19 protein-coding genes and 1 pseudogene are annotated in these 21698 nt (G+C 71.6%); 9 read left to right on the top strand and 11 right to left on the bottom strand.

The features are described from left to right. Positions 1-95: 95 nt before the first annotated feature. A pseudogene (locus ACZ7P3_RS38600) lies at positions 96-867 on the bottom strand (IS256 family transposase); the annotation flags it as partial. A gap of 280 nt (positions 868-1147) precedes the next feature. On the opposite strand from ACZ7P3_RS38600, the gene ACZ7P3_RS38595 reads away from it, so the two are divergent. The 7 genes from ACZ7P3_RS38595 (at position 1148) to ACZ7P3_RS38565 (ending at position 6030) form a co-directional block, all read left to right on the top strand. Continuing rightward, positions 1148-2212, top strand: a complete 1065-nt coding sequence (locus tag ACZ7P3_RS38595; protein WP_472089010.1) for a lipoate--protein ligase family protein — start codon at positions 1148-1150, stop codon at positions 2210-2212. Between the two features lie 90 nt (positions 2213-2302). Continuing rightward, positions 2303-2431 carry a hypothetical protein gene (locus tag ACZ7P3_RS38590; protein WP_472089009.1) on the top strand — a complete coding sequence of 43 codons (129 nt, stop codon included), beginning with the start codon at positions 2303-2305 and terminating at the stop codon, positions 2429-2431. A gap of 188 nt (positions 2432-2619) precedes the next feature. Next, on the top strand, positions 2620-3120 hold the full coding sequence (locus ACZ7P3_RS38585; protein WP_472089008.1) for an SAV_915 family protein: 501 nt from the start codon (positions 2620-2622) through the stop codon (positions 3118-3120). Beyond that, on the top strand, positions 3117-3407 hold the full coding sequence (locus ACZ7P3_RS38580; protein WP_472089006.1) for a DUF6317 family protein: 291 nt from the start codon (positions 3117-3119) through the stop codon (positions 3405-3407). Before ACZ7P3_RS38585 ends, ACZ7P3_RS38580 begins: the two co-directional genes overlap by 4 nt. Before the next feature lie 6 nt (positions 3408-3413). Further along, on the top strand, positions 3414-4697 hold the full coding sequence (locus ACZ7P3_RS38575) for a WXG100 family type VII secretion target (RefSeq protein ID WP_472089004.1): 1284 nt from the start codon (positions 3414-3416) through the stop codon (positions 4695-4697). Further along, entirely contained in the window at positions 4675-5211 is a 537-nt protein-coding gene (locus ACZ7P3_RS38570; protein ID WP_472089002.1) for a hypothetical protein, read from the top strand. The genes ACZ7P3_RS38575 and ACZ7P3_RS38570 overlap by 23 nt, the downstream gene beginning before the upstream one ends. A 153-nt stretch (positions 5212-5364) precedes the next feature. Next, on the top strand, positions 5365-6030 hold the full coding sequence (locus ACZ7P3_RS38565) for a hypothetical protein (protein WP_472089000.1): 666 nt from the start codon (positions 5365-5367) through the stop codon (positions 6028-6030). Positions 6031-6037: 7 nt separating this feature from the next. Here ACZ7P3_RS38565 and ACZ7P3_RS38560 read toward each other — a convergent pair whose 3' ends face one another. The 10 genes from ACZ7P3_RS38560 to ACZ7P3_RS38515 form a co-directional block, all read right to left on the bottom strand. Continuing rightward, positions 6038-6583, bottom strand: coding sequence for a TlpA family protein disulfide reductase (locus ACZ7P3_RS38560; RefSeq protein ID WP_472088999.1), 546 nt, complete (start codon positions 6581-6583; stop codon positions 6038-6040). A gap of 212 nt (positions 6584-6795) precedes the next feature. Further along, positions 6796-8334 carry an NCS1 family nucleobase:cation symporter-1 gene (locus tag ACZ7P3_RS38555; protein ID WP_472088997.1) on the bottom strand — a complete coding sequence of 513 codons (1539 nt, stop codon included), beginning with the start codon at positions 8332-8334 and terminating at the stop codon, positions 6796-6798. A gap of 149 nt (positions 8335-8483) precedes the next feature. After that, positions 8484-9503: a TIGR03842 family LLM class F420-dependent oxidoreductase gene (locus ACZ7P3_RS38550; protein ID WP_472088995.1), complete on the bottom strand. Its 1020-nt coding sequence runs from the start codon at positions 9501-9503 to the stop codon at positions 8484-8486. An 11-nt stretch (positions 9504-9514) separates the two neighbouring features. Beyond that, on the bottom strand, positions 9515-10918 hold the full coding sequence (hydA, locus tag ACZ7P3_RS38545) for a dihydropyrimidinase (protein WP_472088993.1): 1404 nt from the start codon (positions 10916-10918) through the stop codon (positions 9515-9517). 88 nt (positions 10919-11006) lie between these two features. Beyond that, positions 11007-11849: a nitrilase-related carbon-nitrogen hydrolase gene (locus ACZ7P3_RS38540; RefSeq protein ID WP_472088991.1), complete on the bottom strand. Its 843-nt coding sequence runs from the start codon at positions 11847-11849 to the stop codon at positions 11007-11009. 155 nt (positions 11850-12004) lie between these two features. Continuing rightward, positions 12005-13591 carry a PucR family transcriptional regulator gene (locus ACZ7P3_RS38535; RefSeq protein WP_472088989.1) on the bottom strand — a complete coding sequence of 529 codons (1587 nt, stop codon included), beginning with the start codon at positions 13589-13591 and terminating at the stop codon, positions 12005-12007. Positions 13592-13662: 71 nt separating this feature from the next. Beyond that, entirely contained in the window at positions 13663-14946 is a 1284-nt protein-coding gene (locus tag ACZ7P3_RS38530; protein WP_472088987.1) for an aspartate aminotransferase family protein, read from the bottom strand. Next, on the bottom strand, positions 14943-15785 hold the full coding sequence (locus ACZ7P3_RS38525) for a nitrilase-related carbon-nitrogen hydrolase (RefSeq protein WP_472088985.1): 843 nt from the start codon (positions 15783-15785) through the stop codon (positions 14943-14945). The genes ACZ7P3_RS38530 and ACZ7P3_RS38525 overlap by 4 nt, the downstream gene beginning before the upstream one ends. Positions 15786-15943: 158 nt before the next feature. Beyond that, positions 15944-17230 carry a hypothetical protein gene (locus tag ACZ7P3_RS38520; RefSeq protein ID WP_472088983.1) on the bottom strand — a complete coding sequence of 429 codons (1287 nt, stop codon included), beginning with the start codon at positions 17228-17230 and terminating at the stop codon, positions 15944-15946. Between the two features lie 147 nt (positions 17231-17377). Next, positions 17378-17629: a helix-turn-helix domain-containing protein gene (locus ACZ7P3_RS38515; protein ID WP_472088981.1), complete on the bottom strand. Its 252-nt coding sequence runs from the start codon at positions 17627-17629 to the stop codon at positions 17378-17380. A 63-nt stretch (positions 17630-17692) separates the two neighbouring features. On the opposite strand from ACZ7P3_RS38515, the gene map reads away from it, so the two are divergent. Beyond that, on the top strand, positions 17693-18469 hold the full coding sequence (gene map / locus ACZ7P3_RS38510; protein WP_472088979.1) for a type I methionyl aminopeptidase: 777 nt from the start codon (positions 17693-17695) through the stop codon (positions 18467-18469). A 432-nt stretch (positions 18470-18901) separates the two neighbouring features. Further along, positions 18902-21472 (top strand): ATP-dependent Clp protease ATP-binding subunit, encoded by a 2571-nt coding sequence (locus ACZ7P3_RS38505; RefSeq protein ID WP_472088977.1) that lies wholly within the window; start codon positions 18902-18904, stop codon positions 21470-21472. Positions 21473-21698: the final 226 nt, after the last annotated feature.

Genomic DNA, 21698 nt, shown 5'->3' with positions numbered 1-21698 from the left:
CCCCGGCCGCCACCCGCTACCGCACCGCCCCCGATCTCCTCGCGGCCGCGGACGAGCAAACCGACACTCCGACAAGTTGATTCTTTACGGCTTCAGTGGGTGCGGCAGCGCTGCCAGGAGGCGCCGGGAAGGACCGCGCCGACCGCGCCGACCAGGCCGGCATGGGCGTCGGAGACGACCAGTTGGACCTCGCTCAGGCCGGCGGGCAATGAGTGAGCGCAGGAAGGCGAGCCAGCCGGCGCCGTCCTCGGCCGTGGCGACGTCCAGGCCGAGGATCTCACGGTGCCCGTCGGCGTTGACGCCCACCGCGATCAGCGCGTGGACGGTGGTGATGCGGCCGCTCTCGCGGACCTTCTGGGTCAGCGCGTCGACCCAGACGAACGCGTAGGGCCCTTGGTCCAGGGGCCGGTTGCGAAACGCGGCGACCTGCTCGTCCAGGTGCTCGGCCATCGCGGAGACCTGGGACTTGGACAGCTGGGTGACGCCGAGGGATTCGGCGAGTTTCTCGACACGACGGGTGGACACGCCCAGCAGGTAGGCGGTGGCCACCACCGAGATGAGGGCCTGTTCGGCCCGTCGGCCGCGTTCGAGAAGCCAGTGCGGGAAGTAACTGCCCGTCCTGAGTTTGGGGATGGCGAGTTCGACGGTGCCGGCCGGGGTGTCCCACCCGCGTGGGCGATAGCCGTTGCGGTGGTTGACTCTCTCCTCGCTCACCTGCCCGTATTCGGCCCCGCAGAGAGCATCGGCCTCCGCGGACATGAGCGCGTCGGCGAACGTCTCGACCATCGCGCGCAGCAGATCGGGACTCGCCGCGGCGAGGTTGTCCTCGGCGAGGGCGTGCAGGGGCAGACTGTCGGGTGCGGTCATCGTGCTGATCTCCTTCGGGCTTCGACACCTCGAAGATCAGCCGGTGGCCGTTCATCTGTGCGGGCATCATCCCGACGCCGGAGCAAACCCCCGGATCAGGTCGAACCCGTACACCACCTCCGTGGACGCAACCCCAGGCCGTCCCTCCCGTGCCCTTGGGGCTGCGTATCCGCTCGCCACGGGCAAGCATTAAGGTGAAATCCGAGAGATGCGCGCATCTGTCCGAATGTCAGAGCGGCAGGCTCAAGACACACGCCGCGCACTGGAAGGAATCGAAGCCGTGCATGGCGAGTACAAGGTGCCCGGCGGCAAGCTGGTCGTCGTGGATCTGGATGTCGAGGAAGGTGTCCTGCGCAACGTGCGAGTCGCCGGGGACTTTTTCCTGGAGCCGGACGAAGCGATCCTCTCGATCGACACAGCCCTTGAGGGTTCCCCCTCATCGACGGACGCTGCAGGGCTGGCCGCCCGGATCACGGCGGCGCTGCCGGAGTCGACCGTGATGCTCGGGCTGACAGCGGAGGGCGTCGGCATCGCGGTCCGGCGTGCTCTCGCCCGCGCGACCGAGTGGAGCGACTACGACTGGCGGCTGGTGCACGCGGAGCCGCAGGCACCGGCCCTGCACATGGCGCTGGACGAGGTGATCACCACCGAGGTGGCCGCTGGGCGGCGGTCCCCGACCCTACGGGTCTGGGAGTGGGCCTCGCCCGCCGTGGTGATCGGCAGCTTCCAGTCCCTGCGCAACGAGGTGGACCCCGAAGGGGCCGCGAAGCACGGGATGACCGTGGTTCGCCGTGTCTCCGGCGGCGGGGCCATGTTCGTGGAGCCCATGAGTACGATCACGTACTCCCTGTCCGTGCCGGAGTCCCTGGTCTCGGGCCTCTCCTTCGCAGACAGCTACGCCTACCTCGACGACTGGGTGCTGGGCGCCCTCGGCGACATGGGCATCAAGGCCTGGTACCAGCCCCTGAACGACATCGTCACCGAGGCCGGCAAGATCGCCGGCGCCGCCCAGAAGCGCATGGTCGGCCCCGACGGCGGCCCTGGAGCCGTCCTCCATCACGTGACGATGTCCTACGACATCGACGCCGACAAGATGGTCGAGGTGCTGCGGATCGGGCGGGAGAAGCTGTCCGACAAGGGGACCAGGAGCGCGAAGAAGCGCGTCGACCCGCTCCGCCGGCAGACGGGCCTCGCGCGGGAGCAGGTCATCGAGAACATGATCGCCTCCTTCCGCAACCGCTACGGGCTCACCACCGGCGAAGTCACGGCGGAAGAGATGGCCCGCGCGGAGGAACTGGTACGGACGAAGTTCGCCACCGCCGAGTGGACCGCACGCGTGCCGTGAGCCCCGCGCCCCGCCGGGCGACATGCGGTACCGGCGGGGCGAGCAGGCCCGTGCCCGTGGCCACGCCCGCGCGAGGCGGTCATCGAGCGGGTGATCGAGTCGTTCCGGGGGCGGTACGGCCTCGTGGACGGAAAGGTCACCGCCGCGGAGCCGGCGCGCGCCGAGGAGCCGGCCCGCACCAAGTTCAGCTCCCCGCAGTGGACGGCGAGAGTGCCGTAGCCGGCGGATTCCGGACGGCGCCGGTTCAGCAACGGGTCAAGGGCTGCCCTGCCCCCGGCCAAGGGGATGTATGAGTTCCGTGTGCGACCAGGTCACCGCCCCGACATAGCCGGATTTGCCCCGCCGCCCGCTGGCTACCGTGGTCGAGCCCGATCAGCCACAGCAACCACGGGGAAGAGGTGACGGCGGTGGGGGCGCCGATACGTTCACGCCTGCTCGATTTCGTGGAGCCGGACCCGCCGGGACGAGACGTCACGGAGCAGGGACCGCGTCCTTCGCATCTGCTGGACCTCGTGGAGGCGGCCCCGCCGGCGGGCCCGCCCTCGGACGACCGGCCCCGCCCCAAGCCGGGCGTGCCCGCGTACCACACGCCGGTGTGCGTCCCGGCGCATCCGAGGTCCGTCGCCGGGACCGGCGCGGACGGCCGCCCCGCGCGCGTGCCCTTCGTCGTCTTCGAGCTGTTCGAGCATCCCGCCCACGGCACCGTGGCCTTCGCGTTCACCACGCCGCGGAAGCTGGTGGAAGCGCTGGGCGAGGCGCAGCCGTGGGTCGCCGCCTCGCTCGGCCCGCTGGCCGAGGGCGTCGGCGAACAGGGCGTCACCGTGCTGCTCGACCCGCAGGTGGCGCCCGGAGTACCCAACTGGCGGCCGGATGACCTGGCCGCCTACGCGCAGGAGGTGCGCCGGTGAGCGACTTCAAGGCGGTCTACGACGACCTGGCCACGATGGCGAAGACGTTCCACGAGCAGGCCGGCGACTACCGCAAGCTGCACCCCGACGTGGCACCGCCCGTGGTCAGCGGCGGCGACGCGGGCCTCGACTCGGCCCTCAAGGAGATCGCGGACCTCATCATCTCCCTGCACATCGGCATGGCCGACCGGATCGACGACCACGGGGACAAGGTCGCGTACGCGCGGGACTCCTTCCACCGGCACGACGTGGACGTCCACGGTGTCTTCGAAGACCTGATGGGGTGAGAACTGATGGGTGACAGCTGGGTCGGCGGCGACATCGGCGGACTGCGCACGATGGCCGAGACGTACAAGAACGCCAAGGACAAGCTCGACGACGTGGTCAAGCCGCTCAGCGGCACCGTGGACAAGCTGGTCGACGACGCGAGCTGGAAGGGCGAGGCGGCCGAGTCCTTCCGCGCGAAGTGGAGCGAGGACGCGCTGGCCGCCGCCGGCTTCGCCGAACTGGTGAGCGCGGCCGGCGAGATCCTCGAGACGCTGGCCAACGCGCTGTCCACGTGCGAGACGTCCCTGCAGAACGCGCAGCACATCGCGGCCCGCAAGGGTGTGGCGACGGACCCCAAGGGCGCGCCGCAGCCCATCATGACGGCGGATCCGCCGAGCGCGGACGACCAGAAGACCATCTCGGCGATGAACGAGTACGCCAAGGCGCGCAACGAGGTGCTGCACACCGCCCAGCACGCGCGTCTGGTGGCGGCGCAGCAGTTGCAGGCGTTGTACGACAAGGTGACGTCGAAGGACGGTTCGGTGTCCCCGGGGGACAAGGTCACCCTGTACGACGCGCTGCGCGGCCTGTACGCGTATGACGCCGAGGACGCCCGGGCGGGGGGCATCGAGGCCCGCAAGCACCTCGACGCGGCCAAGGCCGAGGCGCAGGCGGCCAAGAAGCAACTCCGTGCCGAGCGCAAGGTGTTCCAGCAGCAGGGCCGCAAGATGCCCGGTGATCTGCCCGCCAAGAGCGCCTACCGCGACGCGGTCACCAAGGTGGACGCGCTGGAGGAGGACATCGCGCGCGCCGACAACGGCAGCACCAAGCTGCCCTACGACCGTGCGCTGAACGTCAAGCTGGCGGACGCCGCCGACGCGCTGCGCCTGGGCAAGGGTCTGGAGGCGCTGCCGGACGCCCTGCGGGAGATCCCGGTCCTGGACGTCGCCGCGGCAGCCGCCTGCGGTCTGATCGAGGCGAAGGACGACCACGACAAGGGCTGGTCCTGGCAGCACTCCGTCACCGTCGACGTCGGGGCCGCCGTCGGTGGTCTGGCCGCCGGTGCGGCGATCACGGCGGCCCTGCCCGTCGAGGGTGCCGTCGCCGTCGCCGCGGTCGGTGTCGGCACGGTGATCGCCGCGACCTCCGTCATCGATCACGCCTTCCACGAGCACTGGAGCGAGGACATTCACGACCACGGGGTGGTCGGTGGCGTGCTGACCGGCACGAAGCACGTCGCCACGGAGACCGTCGACGACGGAAAGCGACTGGTGAAGGATGTCTGGCATGGCGTCACGAGTATCTTCTGAGGCCCCCGCCCCCGGGTTCTCCGTCCCCGTCCCCGCTCTGCCGAAGCTGGGACGGACGTGGTACCGGCGCGGCGCCCCCTACTGGTTGTGCCGCGCCCGTACGACCGTCTTCATCGTTCTCGTCATGGCCATGTTCTGCCTGTTCGCGCTGGGCCTGTACTCGGGGGTCCGCGATCTGCTGCCGTCCTCCGTGCGGGGCGTGTGCGACGGGCTGCAGGTGGCCGGGGCCGTCGTGGCCTTGGGATGGGGCTGGGTGGTACAGCGCCGGGGCCACCGCGAGGCCCTGCTGAATCCGCCCACTCCCGCCCAGACCCTCCAGGCCAAACGCGATCACAACAGCCGCGTCCCGGGCCGTATCGCCCTGGGTCGCGGGCTCGTGCTGCTCGCCGCTCCGGTCATGCCGGCGTTCGCCGCGTACGTCATCGGCTGGCTGGCCGCCTGGCTCACCGTCCGCGAATACCCCAGCGAAGTCGGCGCCCGCCGCTGGCTCGAGGAACACGCCACCGGAACATAACGGGCAGAGCAGTACGGAGCGAGCACACTGCCGTGACCGACCGGGCACACAGCGAGTTGGCCCTTCCGCCCCACAGACAGCCATGTGACACTGGCGTCCCCGTCCACCATGCGGACCCCCTTCCGCACCCCACTCCCCCACGAGAAGTGCGCCGTGCGTTCTCTTCCTCTGCCGCTCGCCCTCACCGCGCGTCTGACGCCGGTCGCCGTGCTGGCCTGCGCCGGCTGGGCGCTGACGTCGAGCCCGGCCCAACCGTCGGCCGCCGGTCACCGGCCGGACCGGGGGACGCCCACCCAGTCGCCCTCCGCCCCGTCCTCCACTCAGGTGTCGAAGGCCTACGCCGCCGCGCCCGCCCCCTGCACCAGCGTGCCCGTGGCGACGCTCAAGTCCCTGGTGCCCGGGGCCAGGACGGCGGGCAAGGAGATCCCCTCGACGGACACCAGGCTGCGCCGCACCTGCTCCTGGAACGCCCTGCAGGGCTACGCCTACCGCTGGCTCGACGTGTCGTACGAGCTCGCCGACTCGGACGACGCGGCGAAGAAGGAGTACGAGCAGCGTGTCGCCGAGAAGGGCGGCGGCGGTGCCGTGCCGGGGCTCGGTGACGGCGGGTACTCCGTCGTGAACCTCACCACGGAGGACAAGCAGCAGACCCGCGAGGGCGTGGTGATGGCCCGCGTCTCCAACGCCCTGGTGATCGTCACGTACAACGGCAGCGACTTCGACACCAAGAAGGCTCCGGACACCGACGAGATCAACAAGGGGGCCATCCAGGCCGCCAAGGCCGCCGTCGCCGCCCTGCAGGGCGGCGGATCCGGCTGACCGTTCGTCAGGAGCGGGTCAGCGGCAGGACCAGCCCGCGCAGTTCCTGCTCGGTGACCGTGCCGGGGTGGACGCTCGTCATTCTGCCCCGGGTGTCGACGATGACCGTGAAGGGCACGGCCTGCGGCACCGAGCCCCTGGGGAACTTCAGTATCTGGCGGCCGGAGGGGTCGCTGATGCTCGGGTAGGCGAGCCGGTGCTCGCGCTGGAAGGACCGGCCGCCGGCGGCATCCGTGTCGGTGTTGAGCCCGAGGACCTGGACCCCCTTGGCCGCGAGGTGCTTCTGGGCCGCGCTGAGTTCGGGCGCCTCGGCCCGGCAGGGCCCGCACCAGGAGGCCCATGCGTTGAGTACGACGACCTTGCCGCGGTAGTCGGACAGCCGCAGGGGTTTGCCGTCCAGGCTGTCGCCGGCCAGGTCGGGCGCGGGCCTGCGCTCAGCGGCGGGAGCGGGCCCGCTCCCCTCCTCGGCGGAGCCGGGGGTGGCCATCCCCGCATGGCAGGAGGCCAGCAGCAGACAGGCCGCGGTCCACGGCAGCAACGGTCGCGTCTTCACGAGGCACGAGTATCGCAACAGCCCGGCGAGGGACCGATCTTGGGGTGCTGCAGTTCGGACGGGGACGATCGCCGGCGGGTGCCGGAACCAGGAGACACGGGGGATGTGCCGCGGGTGCGGTATGCGGTCGGGGCCGTCGCTCCCCCTGGCCGGCGGCCGTACTGCGTACGGCCGGGCCCCGGCGGGCGGACGCCGCCGGGGCGGGCCCGCGTTCAGTCGGTCTCCGCCGTCGCCCGCTCCTTCCGGCCGGTCAGCAGGGTCAGCGCCAGGTACAGCACCAGGGAGGTGCCGAGGCCCACCGCCCAGCCGTAGTCGGCGAGGGGTTCGAGGGCCGGGAGGGGGCGGCCGTCGATCAGCGGGTGGAAGTCGGCGCCGCCGATCGCGAGGACGCCGCCGGCGACGAAGGCGACCACCGCCCGCCAGTTCCATCCGCCCGCGTACCAGTAGCGGCCCCCCGTGCGGTAGAGGTCGGCCAGGGAGAGACGGGTGCGGCGCAGGACCCAGTAGTCCGCCACGAGGATGCCCGCGACCGTGCCGAGCAGGCCGCCGACCAGGCCGAGCCAGGTGAAGATGTAGCCCTGCGGGTCGGAGTACAGCTTCCACGGGCAGATCAGCACGGCGAGGACCGAGGTGATCAGGGCGCCGGTGCGGAAGCTGATCCTGCGGGGCGCGACGTTGGAGAAGTCGAAGGCCGGGGAGACCAGGTTGGCCGCGATGTTCACGGAGAGGGTGGCCACCAGGACGGTGACCAGGGCGTAGAGCAGACCGACCACGTTGTCGGTCTTGGCGGCGAGCTGGACCGGGTCCCAGACCGGCTTGCCGTAGACCGCCTGCGATCCGGAGGTGACGAGCACGGAGAGGAAGGCGAACAGGGTCATGGTGGTCGGCAGGCCGAGGGCCTGGCCCCAGGTCTGCGCCTTCTGGCTCTTGCCGTAGCGGGTGAAGTCGGGGATGTTCAGGCTCAGCGTGGACCAGAAGCCGATCATGCCCATCAGCGAGGGCCAGAAGAGTTTCCAGAAGTCGCCGTCCCAGCCCAGCTTCGAGGGCTGGTCGAACAGCGGGCCGACGCCGCCGGCCTTGCTGCTCATCCACCACAGCATCACGAAGGCGCCGACGAGCACGAAGGGCGCGGCCCAGTTCTCGAAGCGGCGGATGGTCTCCATTCCGCGGTGGATGATCGCGACCTGGATCACCCAGAAGATCCCGAAGGACAGCCACATGGTCCAGGGGTAGCCGCCGATGTGCGCGGCGTTCGCCCAGCTGTCGCCGATGAGCTTGCCGGCGAGGAAGTAGATCGCCTCGCCGCCGATCCAGGTCTGGATGCCGAACCAGCCGCATGCCACCAACGCCCGTACGACGGCGGGAAGGTTGGCGCCGCGCACCCCGAAGGAGGCGCGGGCGAAGACGGGGAAGGGGATGCCGTACTTGGGTCCCGCGTGCCCGGTGAGCAGCATCGGCACCAGCACGATCAGGTTGGCGAGGGCGATGGTGAAGACGGCCTGCTTCCAGTCCATGCCCACCGCGATCAGCCCGGACGCGAGGGTCCAGGAGGCCGTGTTGTGGGCCATGCCGACCCACAGCGCGGAGAAGTTGTACGTCGTCCAGGTGCGCTTGGCCACGGGGACGGGGAGCAGGTCCTCGTTGGCGTAGGGGCCGCTGGGCTGCGGCGAACCAGGGGCGATCTCCACCCGGCCGTCGGCGAGGGTGACTTGGGCGGCCGGCGGTATGGCGGCGGGAGCGGGGTCGGTCATGGGCAGGCCAATCAAGGAGGGGCGGGGAGGGGGGAGAGGCCGTGCGGGTGGCTCCGAGGGGGGTGCGTCCCGTAGCGGGATCGGTACGAGCGCCCTGGCCCCCCTTCCCGGGACGGCGGGAAGGGGGAGATCAACCGGGTCTGCCGCGGTCAGGCGTTGACGGCCGGGATCACCTTCGTGCCGTAGGCGTCGATGGTGGCTTCCTGGGCGTCGTGCATGTCGTACAGGGCGAACTGGTCGACGCCCAGCTCGCGCAGTGCGTTCAGCTTCTCGATGTGCTGCTCGGCCGGGCCGATCACACAGAACCGGTCCACGATCTCGTCGGGCACGAACTGGGTGTCGGGGTTGCCGCTGCGCCCGTGGTGGGCGTAGTCGTAGCCCTGGCGGGCCTTGATGTACTCGGTGAGTTCGTCGGGGACCTGGCCGGAGTGCTCGCCGTACTTGGCGACCAGGTCGGCGACGTGGTTGCCGACCATGCCGCCGAACCAGCGGCACTGCTCGCGGGCGTGGGCGAGCGCCTCGGGCGAGCCGTCCTCGGTGACGTAGGCGGGGGCGGCGACGCAGATCTTGACCTCGGACGGGTCGCGGCCGGCGGCGGCCGCCGCGTCCTTCACGGCCTTGACCATGTGCCGGGTCAGGTAGAGGTCGGAGAGCTGGAGGATGAACCCGTCGGCCTCCTCGCCGGTCATCTTCAGTGCCTTCGGGCCGTATGCGGCCATCCACACGGGGAGTTCGGCGCCCGGCTTGATCCAGGGGAACCTGACCACCGTGCCGCCGAGGTCGGCTTCCTCGCCCCGGCCGAGTGCGCGGATGACCTTCATGGCCTCGCTGATCCGGGCCAGGGTGTTCGGCTTGCGGCCCGCCACGCGCATCGCGGAGTCGCCGCGGCCGATGCCGCAGACGGTGCGGTTGCCGAACATGTCGTTGAGGGTGGCGAAGGTGGAGGCGGTGACCTCCCAGGTACGGGTGCCCGGGTTGGTGACCATCGGGCCGACCGTCAGCGTCGAGGTGTTGGAGAGGATCTGGCTGTAGATGACGAACGGCTCCTGCCACAGCACGGAGGAGTCGAAGGTCCAGCCGTAGGTGAAGCCGTTGCGCTCGGCCCGCTTCATCAGGCTGATGACACGGGAGGCCGGCGGATCGGTCTGCAGGACGAGTCCGAAGTCCATGGGCGCCACTCCTAGTTGAGGTACTGACACGTGGAGCGCGGGGTGTAGACGCCGTGTCCGGCGTGTCCGGTGTACTCCCGCTCGGTGATGACGGGTTCGCCGCGCGAGAGCACGGTCTCGACCCGGCCGGTGGTCCGCCTGCCCTCGTAGGCCGAGTAGTCGACGTTCATGTGGTGCGTCTCGGCGGACATGACCTGCTCGGCGTGCGGGTCGTAGATGACGATGTCGGCGTCGGCGCCCGGGGCGATAGTGCCCTTCTTCGGGTACAGGCCGAACATGCGCGCCGGGGTGGCGCAGGCGATCTCGATCCAGCGGCGGCGGGAGATGTGCCCGTCGACGACGGCCTGGTGGAGCAGGTCCATACGGTTCTCGACGCCGGGCAGACCGTTGGGGATCTTGGAGAAGTCGCCGCGGCCCAGTTCCTTCTGGCCGACGAAGCAGAAGGGGCAGTGGTCCGTGGAGACCACCTGGAGGTCGTTGGTGCGCAGGCCCTGCCACAGCCTGGCCTGGTGCTCCCGGGGCCGAAGGGGCGTGCTGCACACGTACTTGGCGCCCTCGAAGTCCGGCTCGGCGAGGTTGTCGGTGGACAGGAACAGGTACTGCGGGCAGGTCTCGCCGAAGACGTTCAGCCCCTCGTCACGCGCCCGCGCCAGTTCGGCCACCGCCTCCATGGCCGAGACGTGGACGACGTACAGGGGGGCTCCGGCGACCTGTGCCAGCCGGATGGCGCGATGGGTGGCCTCGGCCTCCAGCAGGGCCTTGCGGACCTCCCCGTGGTAGCGGGGGTCGGTCTCGCCGCGGGCCAGGGCCTGCTCGACCAGGACGTCGATCGCGATGCCGTTCTCGGCGTGCATCATGATCAGGCCGCCGTTCTCGGCGGAGCGCTGCATGGCCCGCAGGATCTGGCCGTCGTCGGAGTAGAAGACGCCCGGGTAGGCCATGAACTGCTTGAAGCTGGTCACCCCTTCCTCGACCAGCAGGTCCATCTCCTTGAGCGTCTCCTGGTTCACATCGGAGACGATCATGTGGAAGGCGTAGTCGATCGCGCAGTTGCCCTCGGCCTTGCCGTGCCAGGCGTCCAGGCCCTCGCGCAGCGTGTGGCCGACGCTCTGCACCGCGAAGTCGACGATGGTGGTCGTCCCGCCCCAGGCGGCGGCCCGGGTGCCGGTCTCGAAGGTGTCGGAGGCGAAGGTGCCGCCGAACGGCAGCTCCATGTGGGTGTGGGCGTCGACGCCGCCCGGGATGACGTACTTCCCGCCGGCGTCGATGACCCGCTCGGCGGTGAACGCCTCGGCGGCCGGTGTGCCCGAGGCGGCGAGGGCGGCGACGCGGCCGTCCTCGACCAGGACGTCGGCGTGGATCTCGTCGGACGCGGTGATGACGAGACCACCGCGGATGAGGGTGCGGCTGCTCATGGTGCCTCTCCTGGGTATGTGCGGGTCGTGTGTGGCTGGTCGCGCAGTTCCCCGCGCCCCTCCGGGGCGCTTGTCCGACCCGGCGTCCCTACGGCGCCGTCAGCGGCCCGTACGCCCCCGGTGCCCGGTCGCGGTAGAACTGCCAGCGGTCGCGGACCTCGCGGAGCTTGGCCAGGTCGAGGTCGCGTACGACGAGTTCCGTCTCCTTGTCGCTCGCCACCTCGCCGACGAACTGGGCCTCCGGGTCCACGAAGTACGTGGTGCCGTAGAAGTCGTTGTCGCCGAGGTCCTCCACGCCCACCCGGTTGATCGCGCCCACGAAGTACTCGTTGGCGGCGGCAGCCGCCGGCTGCTCCAGCTGCCACAGGTAGCGGGACAGGCCGCGAGAGGTGGCCGACGGGTTGAAGACGATCTCGGCGCCGGCGAGGCCGAGCGCCCGCCAGCCCTCGGGGAAGTGGCGGTCGTAGCAGATGTAGACGCCGATCCTCCCGACGGCGGTCTCGAAGACGGGCCAGCCGCTGTTCCCCGGGCGGAAGTAGAACTTCTCCCAGAACCCCTGCACCTGCGGGATGTGGGTCTTGCGGTACTTGCCGAGGTAGGAGCCGTCCGCGTCGATCACGGCCGCGGTGTTGTACAGGACACCCGGCTGCTCCTCCTCGTACATGGGCAGCACGAGGACGATGCCCAGTTCCTTCGCGAGCGCCTGGAAGCGCTTGACGGTGGGTCCGTTCGGGATCTGCTCGGCGTACTCGTAGAAGGCCTTGTCCTGGACCTGGCAGAAATAGGGGCCGTAGAACAGCTCCTGGAAGCACAGGACCCGGGCACCCTGGGCGGCCGCGTCGCGGGCCGCCTGCTCGTGGACCTGGATCATGGATTCCTTGTCGCCGGTCCAGGCCGTCTGGAACAGGGCGGCACGGATCACTCGGCTCATCGGGACCTCCGGTAGCTCGGTGTGCGGTGAGCCTAGAAAGTCCGCGAGGGCCGTTTGAGTGGCAGCGTGTCACGCTTGCGGGCGCTCGGCGTGCCACCGTGTCACGCTTCTGCAAGCCCATGTTTCACCGCCGTTCTCCCAGGTCGTGGCATGTTTCACCCCTGTTGCGCATCGTGCGCGAGGAGCGCGATGTGCACGGAGGCCGCCTGTTCGAAGTCGTCGAGGTCGACGCCCAGCCGTCCCTGTATCGCCTCCAGACGGCGGTAGAGGGCGGGCCGGGAGACATGGTGGAGCTGGGCGGTGCGGGACTTGTTGCGGCCGGTCGCCAGATAGGTGCGCAGCACGTTCAGCAGCTCCTCGTCCGCGCCGCACAGCAGCCCGTCCAGCTCCCGCTCGGCGAAGGACTGCACCTGCGGATCGTCCCTGAGCAGCCGGATCAGACCGCGCAGATGCACGTCTCGCAGCCGCACGACGGCCGGCAGGTCGCGGACGGCGGAGGAGTCGGCCACGGCGTCGGCGACATGCTGTGCCTCGCGCAGTCCCGCGGGCACCTCGTCCCAGCCGGTGCGCGGATCGGCGGCGGCGACCACCGTGCCCGGCACCCCGGTCTCGGTGCGCAGCCGCGCCGCGAAGTGCGCGGTCAGCGTCTCGGCCTGCTGGTCGCGGGGCAGGCTCAGCAGGACGGCGGTGGCACCGTCCGCAAGCTCGGCGACCAGCCCGGACAGCCCCAGCATCCGCAGCACCCGGTCCAGTCGGGCGGGTTGGCCGCCGGGGACGACGAGGGGCACGAAGGTCCGCCGGTTGACGGGGAGTCCGGCCGCGCGTGCCCTGGGCAGCAGCTGCCTGGCCGGTACGACCCCGGAGACCAGGTCGGTCAGCAGGCTCTGCGCGGACTCCTCCTCCCAGGTGTGCGCCAAGTGGCCGCCCAGCATGCGGTGCAGGACCAGTGCCTCGGCGGCCCGGTCCGCGAGCAGCCGGCCGGTAGCCGTGTCGCCCCGGTATCCGCACAGCAGCAGCCGGCCCCACCGCTCTCCGCGGCCGCCCAGCTCGGCGCGGATCCAGCCGTCGCCCTCGCTGTGGCCGGCCTGCCGGGCGATGCGCTCCCAGTCGCGCAGCACATCGTCCACCGCCGGCCGCTCCCCCGCCGTGGCCAGGACGCGGTGGGCGAGGTTGGTGACGACGACCGGGCAGCCGCTGTGCTGGGCGACCTCGTCGAGCAGGCGTTGCAGCGGAGCGCCCGCGGTGATCAGCCCGGTGAGCGCGGTGCGTACGGTCTCCGACAGGCTCACGGCCGCGAACTTGCGCCGTACCAGCCGGGACTGGACCTCCTCCGTCAGCTCGGCGAAGGGGAAGGGGCGGTGCAGGACGACGAGGGGCAGCCCGCACCGCTCGGCGGCCCGGCGCATCACCTCGGGCGGCGCGGGGAACGCCCGCCCGAGACCGAGGACCACGGCCGCGGCCTCCGCCCGGTGCAGGGACTGGATGTACTCGGTCTGCTTGGCCTCGTCGCCGGCGAGGAGCACACCGGTGGTGAGCACCATCTCGCCGCCGCTGAGCATCACACCGACGTCGGCGGCCTCGGCGACGTGCACCCAGCGCACCGGCCGGTCGAGCTGACCGGCTCCGGCCACCACCTCGGGCTCTCCGGCCTGCACCCGCTCCAGGCCCAGCACCTGGCGCACGGAGAGGACGGGTTCGAGCGGCTGCCAGCCGGGGCGGCGGGGCTCCGAGGTGGTGGTCATGGCCGTGCACCTGCTCTCTGGTACGTGCTCCGCAAGCTGCTCCTGTTCCAAGCCCCTCCGCCGGACGGGTCCTAGTACGTGCTCCGCAGCGCGCGTTCGAGGATCGTCGCGCCCTCCTCGGCCTCCGCGACGGTCAGCGACAGCGGCGGGGCGATGCGCAGGGCGCTGGTGTTGTGGCCGCCCCCCTTGCCGATGAGCAGGCCGCCCTCGCGAGCCGCCTCCAGGACCGCGGAGGCCGCCTGCGGATCGGCCTCGTCCGTGCCCGGCCTGGCCAGCTCGATGCCGATCATCAGTCCGCGGCCGCGCACCTCCCGCACCCCGGGCAGCTGGGCGGCGACCGACCGCAGCCGCTCGATGAGCAGGCCGCCGACGCGCCGGGCGTTGCCCTGCAGGTCGTGTTCGAGGAGGTAGGTGAGGTTGGCCAGTCCGGCGGCCATGGTGATCTGGGTGCCGCCGAAGGTGGAAATGCTGTTGGCGTCCAGGCAGTTCATGATCTCCGCGCGGGCGATCACCCCGCCGATGGACATGCCGTTGCCGATGCCCTTGGCGAAGGTGACGATGTCCGGCGGTCCGCTGCGGGCGTGTGCCTGCCAGCCCCAGAGGTGCTCACCGGTACGGCCCCAGCCGGTCTGCACCTCGTCGGCGATCCACAGGATCCCGTGTGCGTCCAGTACGTCACGGAAGGCCGCGTACAGTCCGTCCGGCGGGGAGGTGAAGCCGCCTACGCCCTGGATGGGTTCGGCGATCAGCGCGGCCGGCGGCCGGGTGTGGCCGAGGATGTCCTTCAGGTCCGCGACACAGGCGTCGATGAACGCAGCGTCGTCCAGCCCGGCGTACGGGCCGCGGGTGCGGACGCCGCCGTGGACGTACAGGGTCTGCAGCGGGGACAGCGAGGTCGGGGACCAACTGCGGTTGCCGGTGATGCCGACGGTGCTGAAGGAACGGCCGTGGTAGCTGTTGCGCATGGCCAGGACCGTGTTGCTGCGCCGGTGGGCGGTGGCGAGCAGCAGGGCGGTGTCGTTGGCCTCGGTGCCGGAGGTGGTGAAGAAGACCCGGGCGTCCGGGATGCCGCTCACCTGGGCGACGCGCTCGGCCATCTCGACCATCGGCCGGTTGAGGTAGAGGGTCGAGGAGTGGATGATCCGTCCGGCCTGCTCGCTGACCGCCTTGGTCACCTCGGGCAGGGCGTGCGCGGTCATGGTGGTGAGGATGCCGCCGAAGAAGTCCAGGTACTTGTTGCCTTCGGAGTCCCAGACGTGGCGGCCCTCGCCGTGGGTGATCTCCAGCGGCTCGTCGTAGTAGAGGGCGAGCCAGTCGGGCAGGACGCCGCGGTGGCGGGAGTAGAGGTCGTTCACGGCTGAACCAGCCCTTCGTAGGCGTCGGGACGGCGGTCGCGGTAGAAGGCCCACTGCTGCCGTACCTGCTCGATGAGGTCGAAGTCCAGGTCGCGGACGAGGAGTTCCTCGCCCTTGTCGCCGGCGGTGTCGCCGACGAACTGCCCGCGCGGGTCGACGAAGTAGGAGGTGCCGTAGAAGTCGTTGTCCCCGTACTCCTCCTGGCCGACCCGGTTGATGGCGGCGATGAAGTACTCGTTGGCGACCGCCGCGGCGGGCTGCTCCAGCTGCCACAGGTGGGCGGACAGACCGCGGTGGGTGGCGGAGGGGTTGTAGACCAGCTGTGCGCCGTTCAGGCCCAGTTGGCGCCACCCCTCCGGGAAGTGCCGGTCGTAGCAGATGTAGACGCCGACCTTGCCCACGGCCGTGTCGAAGACCGGCCATCCGAGGTTTCCCGGCTTGAAGTAGTACTTCTCCCAGAAGCCCTTGACCTGCGGGATGTGGTGCTTGCGGTACTTGCCGAGGCAGGTACCGTCGGCGTCGATCACGGCTGCGGTGTTGTAGTAGAAGCCGGACTGCTCGATCTCGAAGACCGGTACGACGATCACCATGCCGGTCTCGCGGGCGAGTTCCTGCATCCGGCGGACGGTCGGCCCGTCGGGCACGGGCTCGGCCCAGCGGTAGTGCTCCGGCTCCTGGACCTGACAGAAGTAGGGGGCGTTGAAGACTTCCTGGAATCCGATGACCTGTGCGCCCCGACGGGCCGCCTCGCGGGCGTGCTCCTCGTGCTTCGCCACCATGGACTCGGTGTCGCCGGTCCAGGTGGCCTGGACCAGTGCGGCACGTACGACGTTGGCCATGAGCTGCTCCTTCGACGCGACGTCCGAGCCTCTACGCCCGTAGAAACGGCCCGTAGAGGGACGAACGTAAGCCTCATGAAGGTCCTTGCCAAGACCATCGTCGTTAACCCGCGGAGTCGATCACGTTTCACACTCCTTAGGGTGATCCGCACGACCGGTCAGGCGGTGAACCCGGCAACCCGCAGGGCGTGGACGAGGTCCCAGTGGCGCTCTTCGGAGACGCTCCGGGCGGCCTCCAGGAGGAGCGGGACGAGGCGGCCGGGGTCGGCGGCGGCGCTGCGTGCGGCCTCCTCGGGGGTGCGGACCCGGACGTAGGCGTCCAGCAGGGCGCGCACCTCCCGCGGGCGGCCCTCGCCGGCCAGCCCGAGCACGGCGGCGCCGATCTCCGCGGCCGGCCGGGCGACCCCCTGGCGCAGCATCTGCAGCCCGTCCGCGGCCCTCCCGGCCGCCTCCAGGGCGTCGGCGGCGGCGACGAGGCGCTCGGCGGGCAGCGAGGCGGCCTCCCACAGCAGCGTGGCCCAGTCGGCGCCCAGCCCGGCGCGGTGCAGGCCGTCGGCGAGCAGCGGGAAGCGGGCGGCGGGCCAGTGCGTGATCTCGACCAGCAGCACATGCGCCTCACCGCTGCGCCCCTGCGCCCTCAGCTGCGCCAGCCGCTCGACGGCACCGGCGACGGCCGGCCCCGCCCCGGCGTCCGCCTCCGCCGCGGGCGACCGCACCGGTACGGCGGCTTCCGCCGCCCCGGCGAACCGGGCTCCTCGCGGCGTACGCCGACCGGCGGACACCTCCGGCGCGAGGGTGGGTCCCGCCTGCGGTACGACGGCCGGCGCCCCCTCGTCCTCGGCCATCCCGGCGAACCGCGCACTGCCGCGACGGCGCTTGCGGGGCTTGTCGGGTGCGGCGGGGCCGTGGGCCGCCGCCGGGATCGGTAACACCACCGCACTTCGGTCCAACTCGGCCATCCGCGCGCGGAGTTCGGTGCACCGGGCGCCGGCCCTGTCGTGGTCGTCCCGGGCCCATGCCAGGTCGAGGCGGAGGGCGTCGACCTCCTCGCGGGAGGTCGCCGCGGTGAGCAGACGACCGAGTTCGCCCTGGCGCTCGGCGGCGTACCGCTGCTCCCGGATCATGACGTCGAGGCGGTCGCCGAGGATGTCCCGGGCACCGGGCCGGGTGTCGTACGCCGAGACGGCGGCCGCGTGCAGGGAGCGGGCCCGCCCCTTCTCCGCACCGGCCGCGGCGGGGCCGTACGCCGCCGCGAGGTCCTGCAGCAGCGCCTCCAGCACGTCCCACGGCGGCACCTCGCTCCCGTCGAGACAGGCCTGCATGCCGTCCGGGTCGCGTTGCCAGAAGACCCCGCACCAGCCCCCGCCCTGGTCCAGGCGCCCCAGCAGACCGGTCAGGTAGTTCGCGAACTCCCCGACCGGTCCGGGGAGTTGATCCACCGCCATCGTCCGACTCCCGCCCGGCCGCCAGTACTCCGATCGGTAGGCAACACCAGCCGTGTTACGGGTCTGCTACGCACAGTTTTCGAGCAGGGTGCGAGGAGCTCATCACGGACCCCCGACCCGTGCGCGCCCCCCGCCCCCCGGTGCCCGTCAGACGACCGCCGGCGCGCACCGGGCGAGCAGCTCGTCCATGGACAGCCCGAGCACGCCGGCCAGTGCGGCCACCGTGAAGAAGGCCGGGGTCGGTGCCCGTCCGGTCTCGATCTTGCGGAGCGTCTCGGCCGAGATGCCCGCCTCGGCCGCGATGTCGGCCATGCTCCGCCCGCCGCGGGCCTCGCGCAGCAGTTGCCCGAGCCGTTCGCCGCGTTCGTGCTCTTCGGGAGTGAGAGGGGTCCGCACCATGGCGCCCATTCTAATACCACCCCGCACACCGGTCCCCATTTAAATACCGGTATAGTAATTGGCATGATGGAGTTGAAGACGAACACGTCGATCGACGCGATGCACGCGGCGGGCCAGGTCGTCGGGCGAGCCCTGACGGCCGTACGGCGGGCCGCGGACGTCGGCGTCTCCCTGCTGGAACTGGACGAGGTCGCCCGGGAGGTGCTGCGCGAGGCCGGGGCGTCCTCGCCGTTCCTCGGCTACCGCCCCTCCTTCGCCCCCACCCCCTTCCCGGCGGTGCTCTGCACCTCGGTCAACGACGCGATCGTGCACGGCATCCCCACCCGCTACCGCCTGCGCGACGGGGACCTGGTCTCCGCCGACTGCGGCGCCACCCTGGACGGCTGGGCGGGCGACTCGGCGATCAGCTTCACGGTCGGCCGGCCCCGCCCGGCGGACCTGCGCCTGATCGACGCCGCCGAGCGGGCCCTGGCGGCCGGCATCGAGGCGGCCGTCGTCGGCAACCGCATCGGCGACATCGCCCACGCCGTCGGCCGGGTCTGCCGGACGGCCGGCTACGGCATCCCCTCCGGCTTCGGCGGCCACGGCGTGGGCCGCCGCATGCACGAGGACCCGGAGGTCCCCAACGAGGGGCGCCCCGGCCGGGGCATCCCGCTGCGCCACGGCATGGTCCTGGCGATCGAGCCGATGCTGATCGCGAGCGGCAAGGACGCCTACTTCGAGGCGGACGACGGCTGGACCCTCCTGACGAGCGACGGCTCGCGCGCGGCGCACGCCGAGCACACGGTGGCGATCACGGAATCAGGGCCTCGCATCCTCACCGCACGCGAGACCACCTGAGGCACGCGGGCCGCCGCACGCTGAGACAGGCTGACGCACAAGGGCAACCGCACCCTGAGGCACGCGGGCCGCCGCACGCTGAGCCTGAGACAGGGGGGCAAGGGCAGGCTGACGCACGCGGGCAACCACAGCCTGAGGCACGCGGGCAAGGGCACGCCGAGGCACCCGGGCCACCGCACGCCGAGCCTGAGACAGGCGGGCAAGGGCAGGCTGACGCACGCGGGCAACCACACGCTGAGGCGCACGGGAACGGGCACGCCCAGGTACACGGGCAACCGCAGCGCGGCGGCTGCGGGCCACCGCGCGACCGGCCGCGACGGGTCCCGCAGCCGTCCCGCGGCACGGCGCCTCCGTGCCGCGGGCGCCCCGCAGTGCCGCCCCCGGGCATCCGTGCCAAGGTGTTATGAACGAGCACCAAAGGAACGGAACGCCATGACCGACGGCTACCCTCCCGACCCCTTCGGTGAATTCCTGGGCCGCTTCTTCGGCGGCGCCCCCGGCGGAGCACAGAGCCCCCGCCACATCGACATCGGCCGCCTGCTCAGCCAGCCCGCCCGCGAGCTGGTCAGAGGGGCCGCCCAGTACGCCGCCGAGCACGGCAGCCGGGACCTGGACACCCAGCATCTGCTGCGCGCGGCCGTCGCGGCAGAGCCCACCCGGAGCCTGCTGAGCCGGGCCGGCACGGACCCGGACTCGCTCGCGACCGAGATCGACGACCGCTCGGGCCCGGTCCAGCACCCTCCGGGCGAGGCGCCCCCGCCGACCTCGCTGTCCCTCACCCCGGCCGTCAAGCGCGCCCTGCTGGACGCGCACGACATGGCGCGGGCGAGCGGCGCCGGATACATCGGCCCCGAGCACGTGCTGAGCGCGCTGGCGGCGAACCCGGACTCGGCGGCCGGGCACATCCTGAACGCGGCCCGCTTCCCGGCGGGCACCCTGCCGCCGGAGGCCCCGGAGTCCACCCAGACGCGCCCGGAGCGGCAGCGGCCCACCTCCACACCGACCCTCGACAAGTACGGCCGCGATCTGACCGATCTGGCCCGGCAGGGCCGCGTCGACCCGGTCATCGGCCGGGACGAGGAGATCGAGCAGACCATCGAGGTGCTGTCCCGGCGCGGGAAGAACAACCCCGTGCTGATCGGCGACGCGGGCGTCGGCAAGACGGCCATCGTGGAGGGGCTCGCGGAGCGGATCGCGGACGGGGACGTGCCGGACGTCCTGGCCGGGCGGCGGGTGGTCGCCCTGGATCTGACCGGGGTCGTCGCGGGCACCCGTTACCGGGGCGACTTCGAGGAACGGCTGAACACCATCGTGGAGGAGATCCGCGCCCACTCCGACCGGCTGATCGTCTTCATCGACGAGCTGCACACCGTCGTCGGCGCCGGTTCGGGCGGCGAGGGCGGTGCGATGGACGCGGGCAACATCCTCAAGCCCGCGCTCGCCCGGGGCGAGCTGCACATCGTGGGCGCGACCACGCTGGAGGAGTTCCGGCGCATCGAGAAGGACGCGGCCCTGGCCCGCCGGTTCCAGCCGGTCCTGGTGCCCGAGCCGACGGCCGAGGACACGGTCGAGATCCTGCGCGGGCTGCGCGACCGGTACGAGGCCCACCACCAGGTCCGCTACACCGACGAGGCGCTGGTGGCCGCCGTGGAACTGTCCGACCGCTATCTCACCGACCGCCGGCTGCCGGACAAGGCGATCGACCTGATCGACCAGGCGGGCGCGCGGGTGCGACTGGGTGCCCGGACGAAGGGCACGGACGTACGCGCGATGGAGCGCGAGGTCGAGCAGCTGGTCCGGGACAAGGACCAGGCGGTCGCCGACGAGCAGTACGAACAGGCCACCCGGCTGCGCGACCGGATCGGCGAGCTGAAGCAGCGGATCGCCGAGGCGAGCGGCGGCGACGAGGCGGACGAGGGGCTGAACCTGGAGGTGACGGCGGAGGCCATCGCCGAGGTGGTGTCCCGGCAGACTGGCATCCCGGTCAGCCGCCTGACCCAGGAGGAGAAGGAGCGGCTGCTCGGCCTGGAGCAGCATCTGCACCAGCGGGTGGTCGGCCAGGAGCAGGCGGTCGCCGTGGTCGCCGAGGCCGTGCTGCGCTCCCGCGCCGGGCTCGCCAGCCCCGACCGGCCCATCGGCAGCTTCCTCTTCCTCGGCCCGACGGGCGTCGGCAAGACCGAGCTGGCCCGCGCGCTGGCCGAGGCCCTGTTCGGCAGCGAGGACCGCATGGTCCGCCTCGACATGAGTGAGTACCAGGAACGGCACATGGTCTCCCGGCTGGTCGGTGCCCCGCCCGGGTACGTCGGTCACGAGGAGGCCGGCCAGCTGACCGAGGTGGTGCGCAGGCACCCCTACTCGCTGCTTCTGCTCGACGAGGTGGAGAAGGCCCACCCGGACGTCTTCAACATCCTCCTCCAGGTCCTGGACGACGGCCGCCTCACCGACTCCCAGGGCCGCACGGTGGACTTCACCAACACGGTCATCGTGATGACCAGCAACCTGGGCTCCGACGTCATCACCCGGCGGGGTGCCGGGATCGGCTTCGGGCCGGGCGGCGCGGACGCCGACGAGGAGGCGCGGCGCGAGCAGATCCTGCGGCCGCTGCGCGAGCACTTCCGGCCCGAGTTCCTCAACCGGATCGACGAGATCGTGGTCTTCCGGCAGCTGACGAGCGAGCAGCTGCGCCAGATCACGGACCTCTTGCTGGAGCGCACCCGCAGACTGCTGGACGGTCAGGACGTCGGGGTCGAGTTCACGGACGCGGCCGTCGACTGGCTGGCCGAGCACGGCTACCAGCCCGAGTACGGCGCCCGTCCGCTGCGCCGCACCATCCAGCGGGAGGTCGACAACCAGCTCTCCCGGCTGCTGCTGGACGGCACGATCGCCTCGGGCAGCCGGGTCACGGTGGACGTGCAGGGCGGGCGGCTGGACTTCCGTACGCAGGAAGCACCGCCGCCCGCCGGAGCCGAGAAGGCACCCCAGCCCGCAGCCCCGGAGGCCTAGCGATACGACGGTCGCCGGGCGTCCGGGACGCGACGGCCGCTCGGCGTGCGCGACACGACGGTCACCGGGACGTCCGGGACGTCCGGAGCACGGCGCGCACCGGGGTTCCCGGACAGGACACGGCGGTCGCCGGGGTTCCCGGACGGGACACGGCGATCACGGGGAGACGACGGCCGCGGGGACACGGCATTACGGCGTCGGACCCAGCCACGGCGTCGGACCCGGT

The sequence above is a fragment of the Streptomyces sp. NPDC107581 genome (genome assembly GCF_055657175.1).
This window is presented reverse-complemented; position numbering and strand designations above follow the sequence as displayed.

What these genes read in the sequence shown, in the direction of transcription:
- ACZ7P3_RS38575 (WP_472089004.1), top strand. Translation starts at nt 3,414, where the DNA reads ATGGGTGACAGCTGGGTCGGCGGCGACATCGGCGGACTGCGCACGATG.
- ACZ7P3_RS38570 (WP_472089002.1), top strand. Translation starts at nt 4,675, where the DNA reads ATGGCGTCACGAGTATCTTCTGAGGCCCCCGCCCCCGGGTTCTCCGTC.
- ACZ7P3_RS38555 (WP_472088997.1), bottom strand. Translation starts at nt 8,334, where the DNA reads ATGACCGACCCCGCTCCCGCCGCCATACCGCCGGCCGCCCAAGTCACC.
- ACZ7P3_RS38550 (WP_472088995.1), bottom strand. Translation starts at nt 9,503, where the DNA reads ATGGACTTCGGACTCGTCCTGCAGACCGATCCGCCGGCCTCCCGTGTC.
- hydA (WP_472088993.1), bottom strand. Translation starts at nt 10,918, where the DNA reads ATGAGCAGCCGCACCCTCATCCGCGGTGGTCTCGTCATCACCGCGTCC.
- ACZ7P3_RS38540 (WP_472088991.1), bottom strand. Translation starts at nt 11,849, where the DNA reads ATGAGCCGAGTGATCCGTGCCGCCCTGTTCCAGACGGCCTGGACCGGC.
- ACZ7P3_RS38535 (WP_472088989.1), bottom strand. Translation starts at nt 13,591, where the DNA reads ATGACCACCACCTCGGAGCCCCGCCGCCCCGGCTGGCAGCCGCTCGAA.
- ACZ7P3_RS38525 (WP_472088985.1), bottom strand. Translation starts at nt 15,785, where the DNA reads ATGGCCAACGTCGTACGTGCCGCACTGGTCCAGGCCACCTGGACCGGC.
- ACZ7P3_RS38520 (WP_472088983.1), bottom strand. Translation starts at nt 17,230, where the DNA reads ATGGCGGTGGATCAACTCCCCGGACCGGTCGGGGAGTTCGCGAACTAC.
- ACZ7P3_RS38515 (WP_472088981.1), bottom strand. Translation starts at nt 17,629, where the DNA reads ATGGTGCGGACCCCTCTCACTCCCGAAGAGCACGAACGCGGCGAACGG.
- map (WP_472088979.1), top strand. Translation starts at nt 17,693, where the DNA reads ATGATGGAGTTGAAGACGAACACGTCGATCGACGCGATGCACGCGGCG.
- ACZ7P3_RS38505 (WP_472088977.1), top strand. Translation starts at nt 18,902, where the DNA reads ATGACCGACGGCTACCCTCCCGACCCCTTCGGTGAATTCCTGGGCCGC.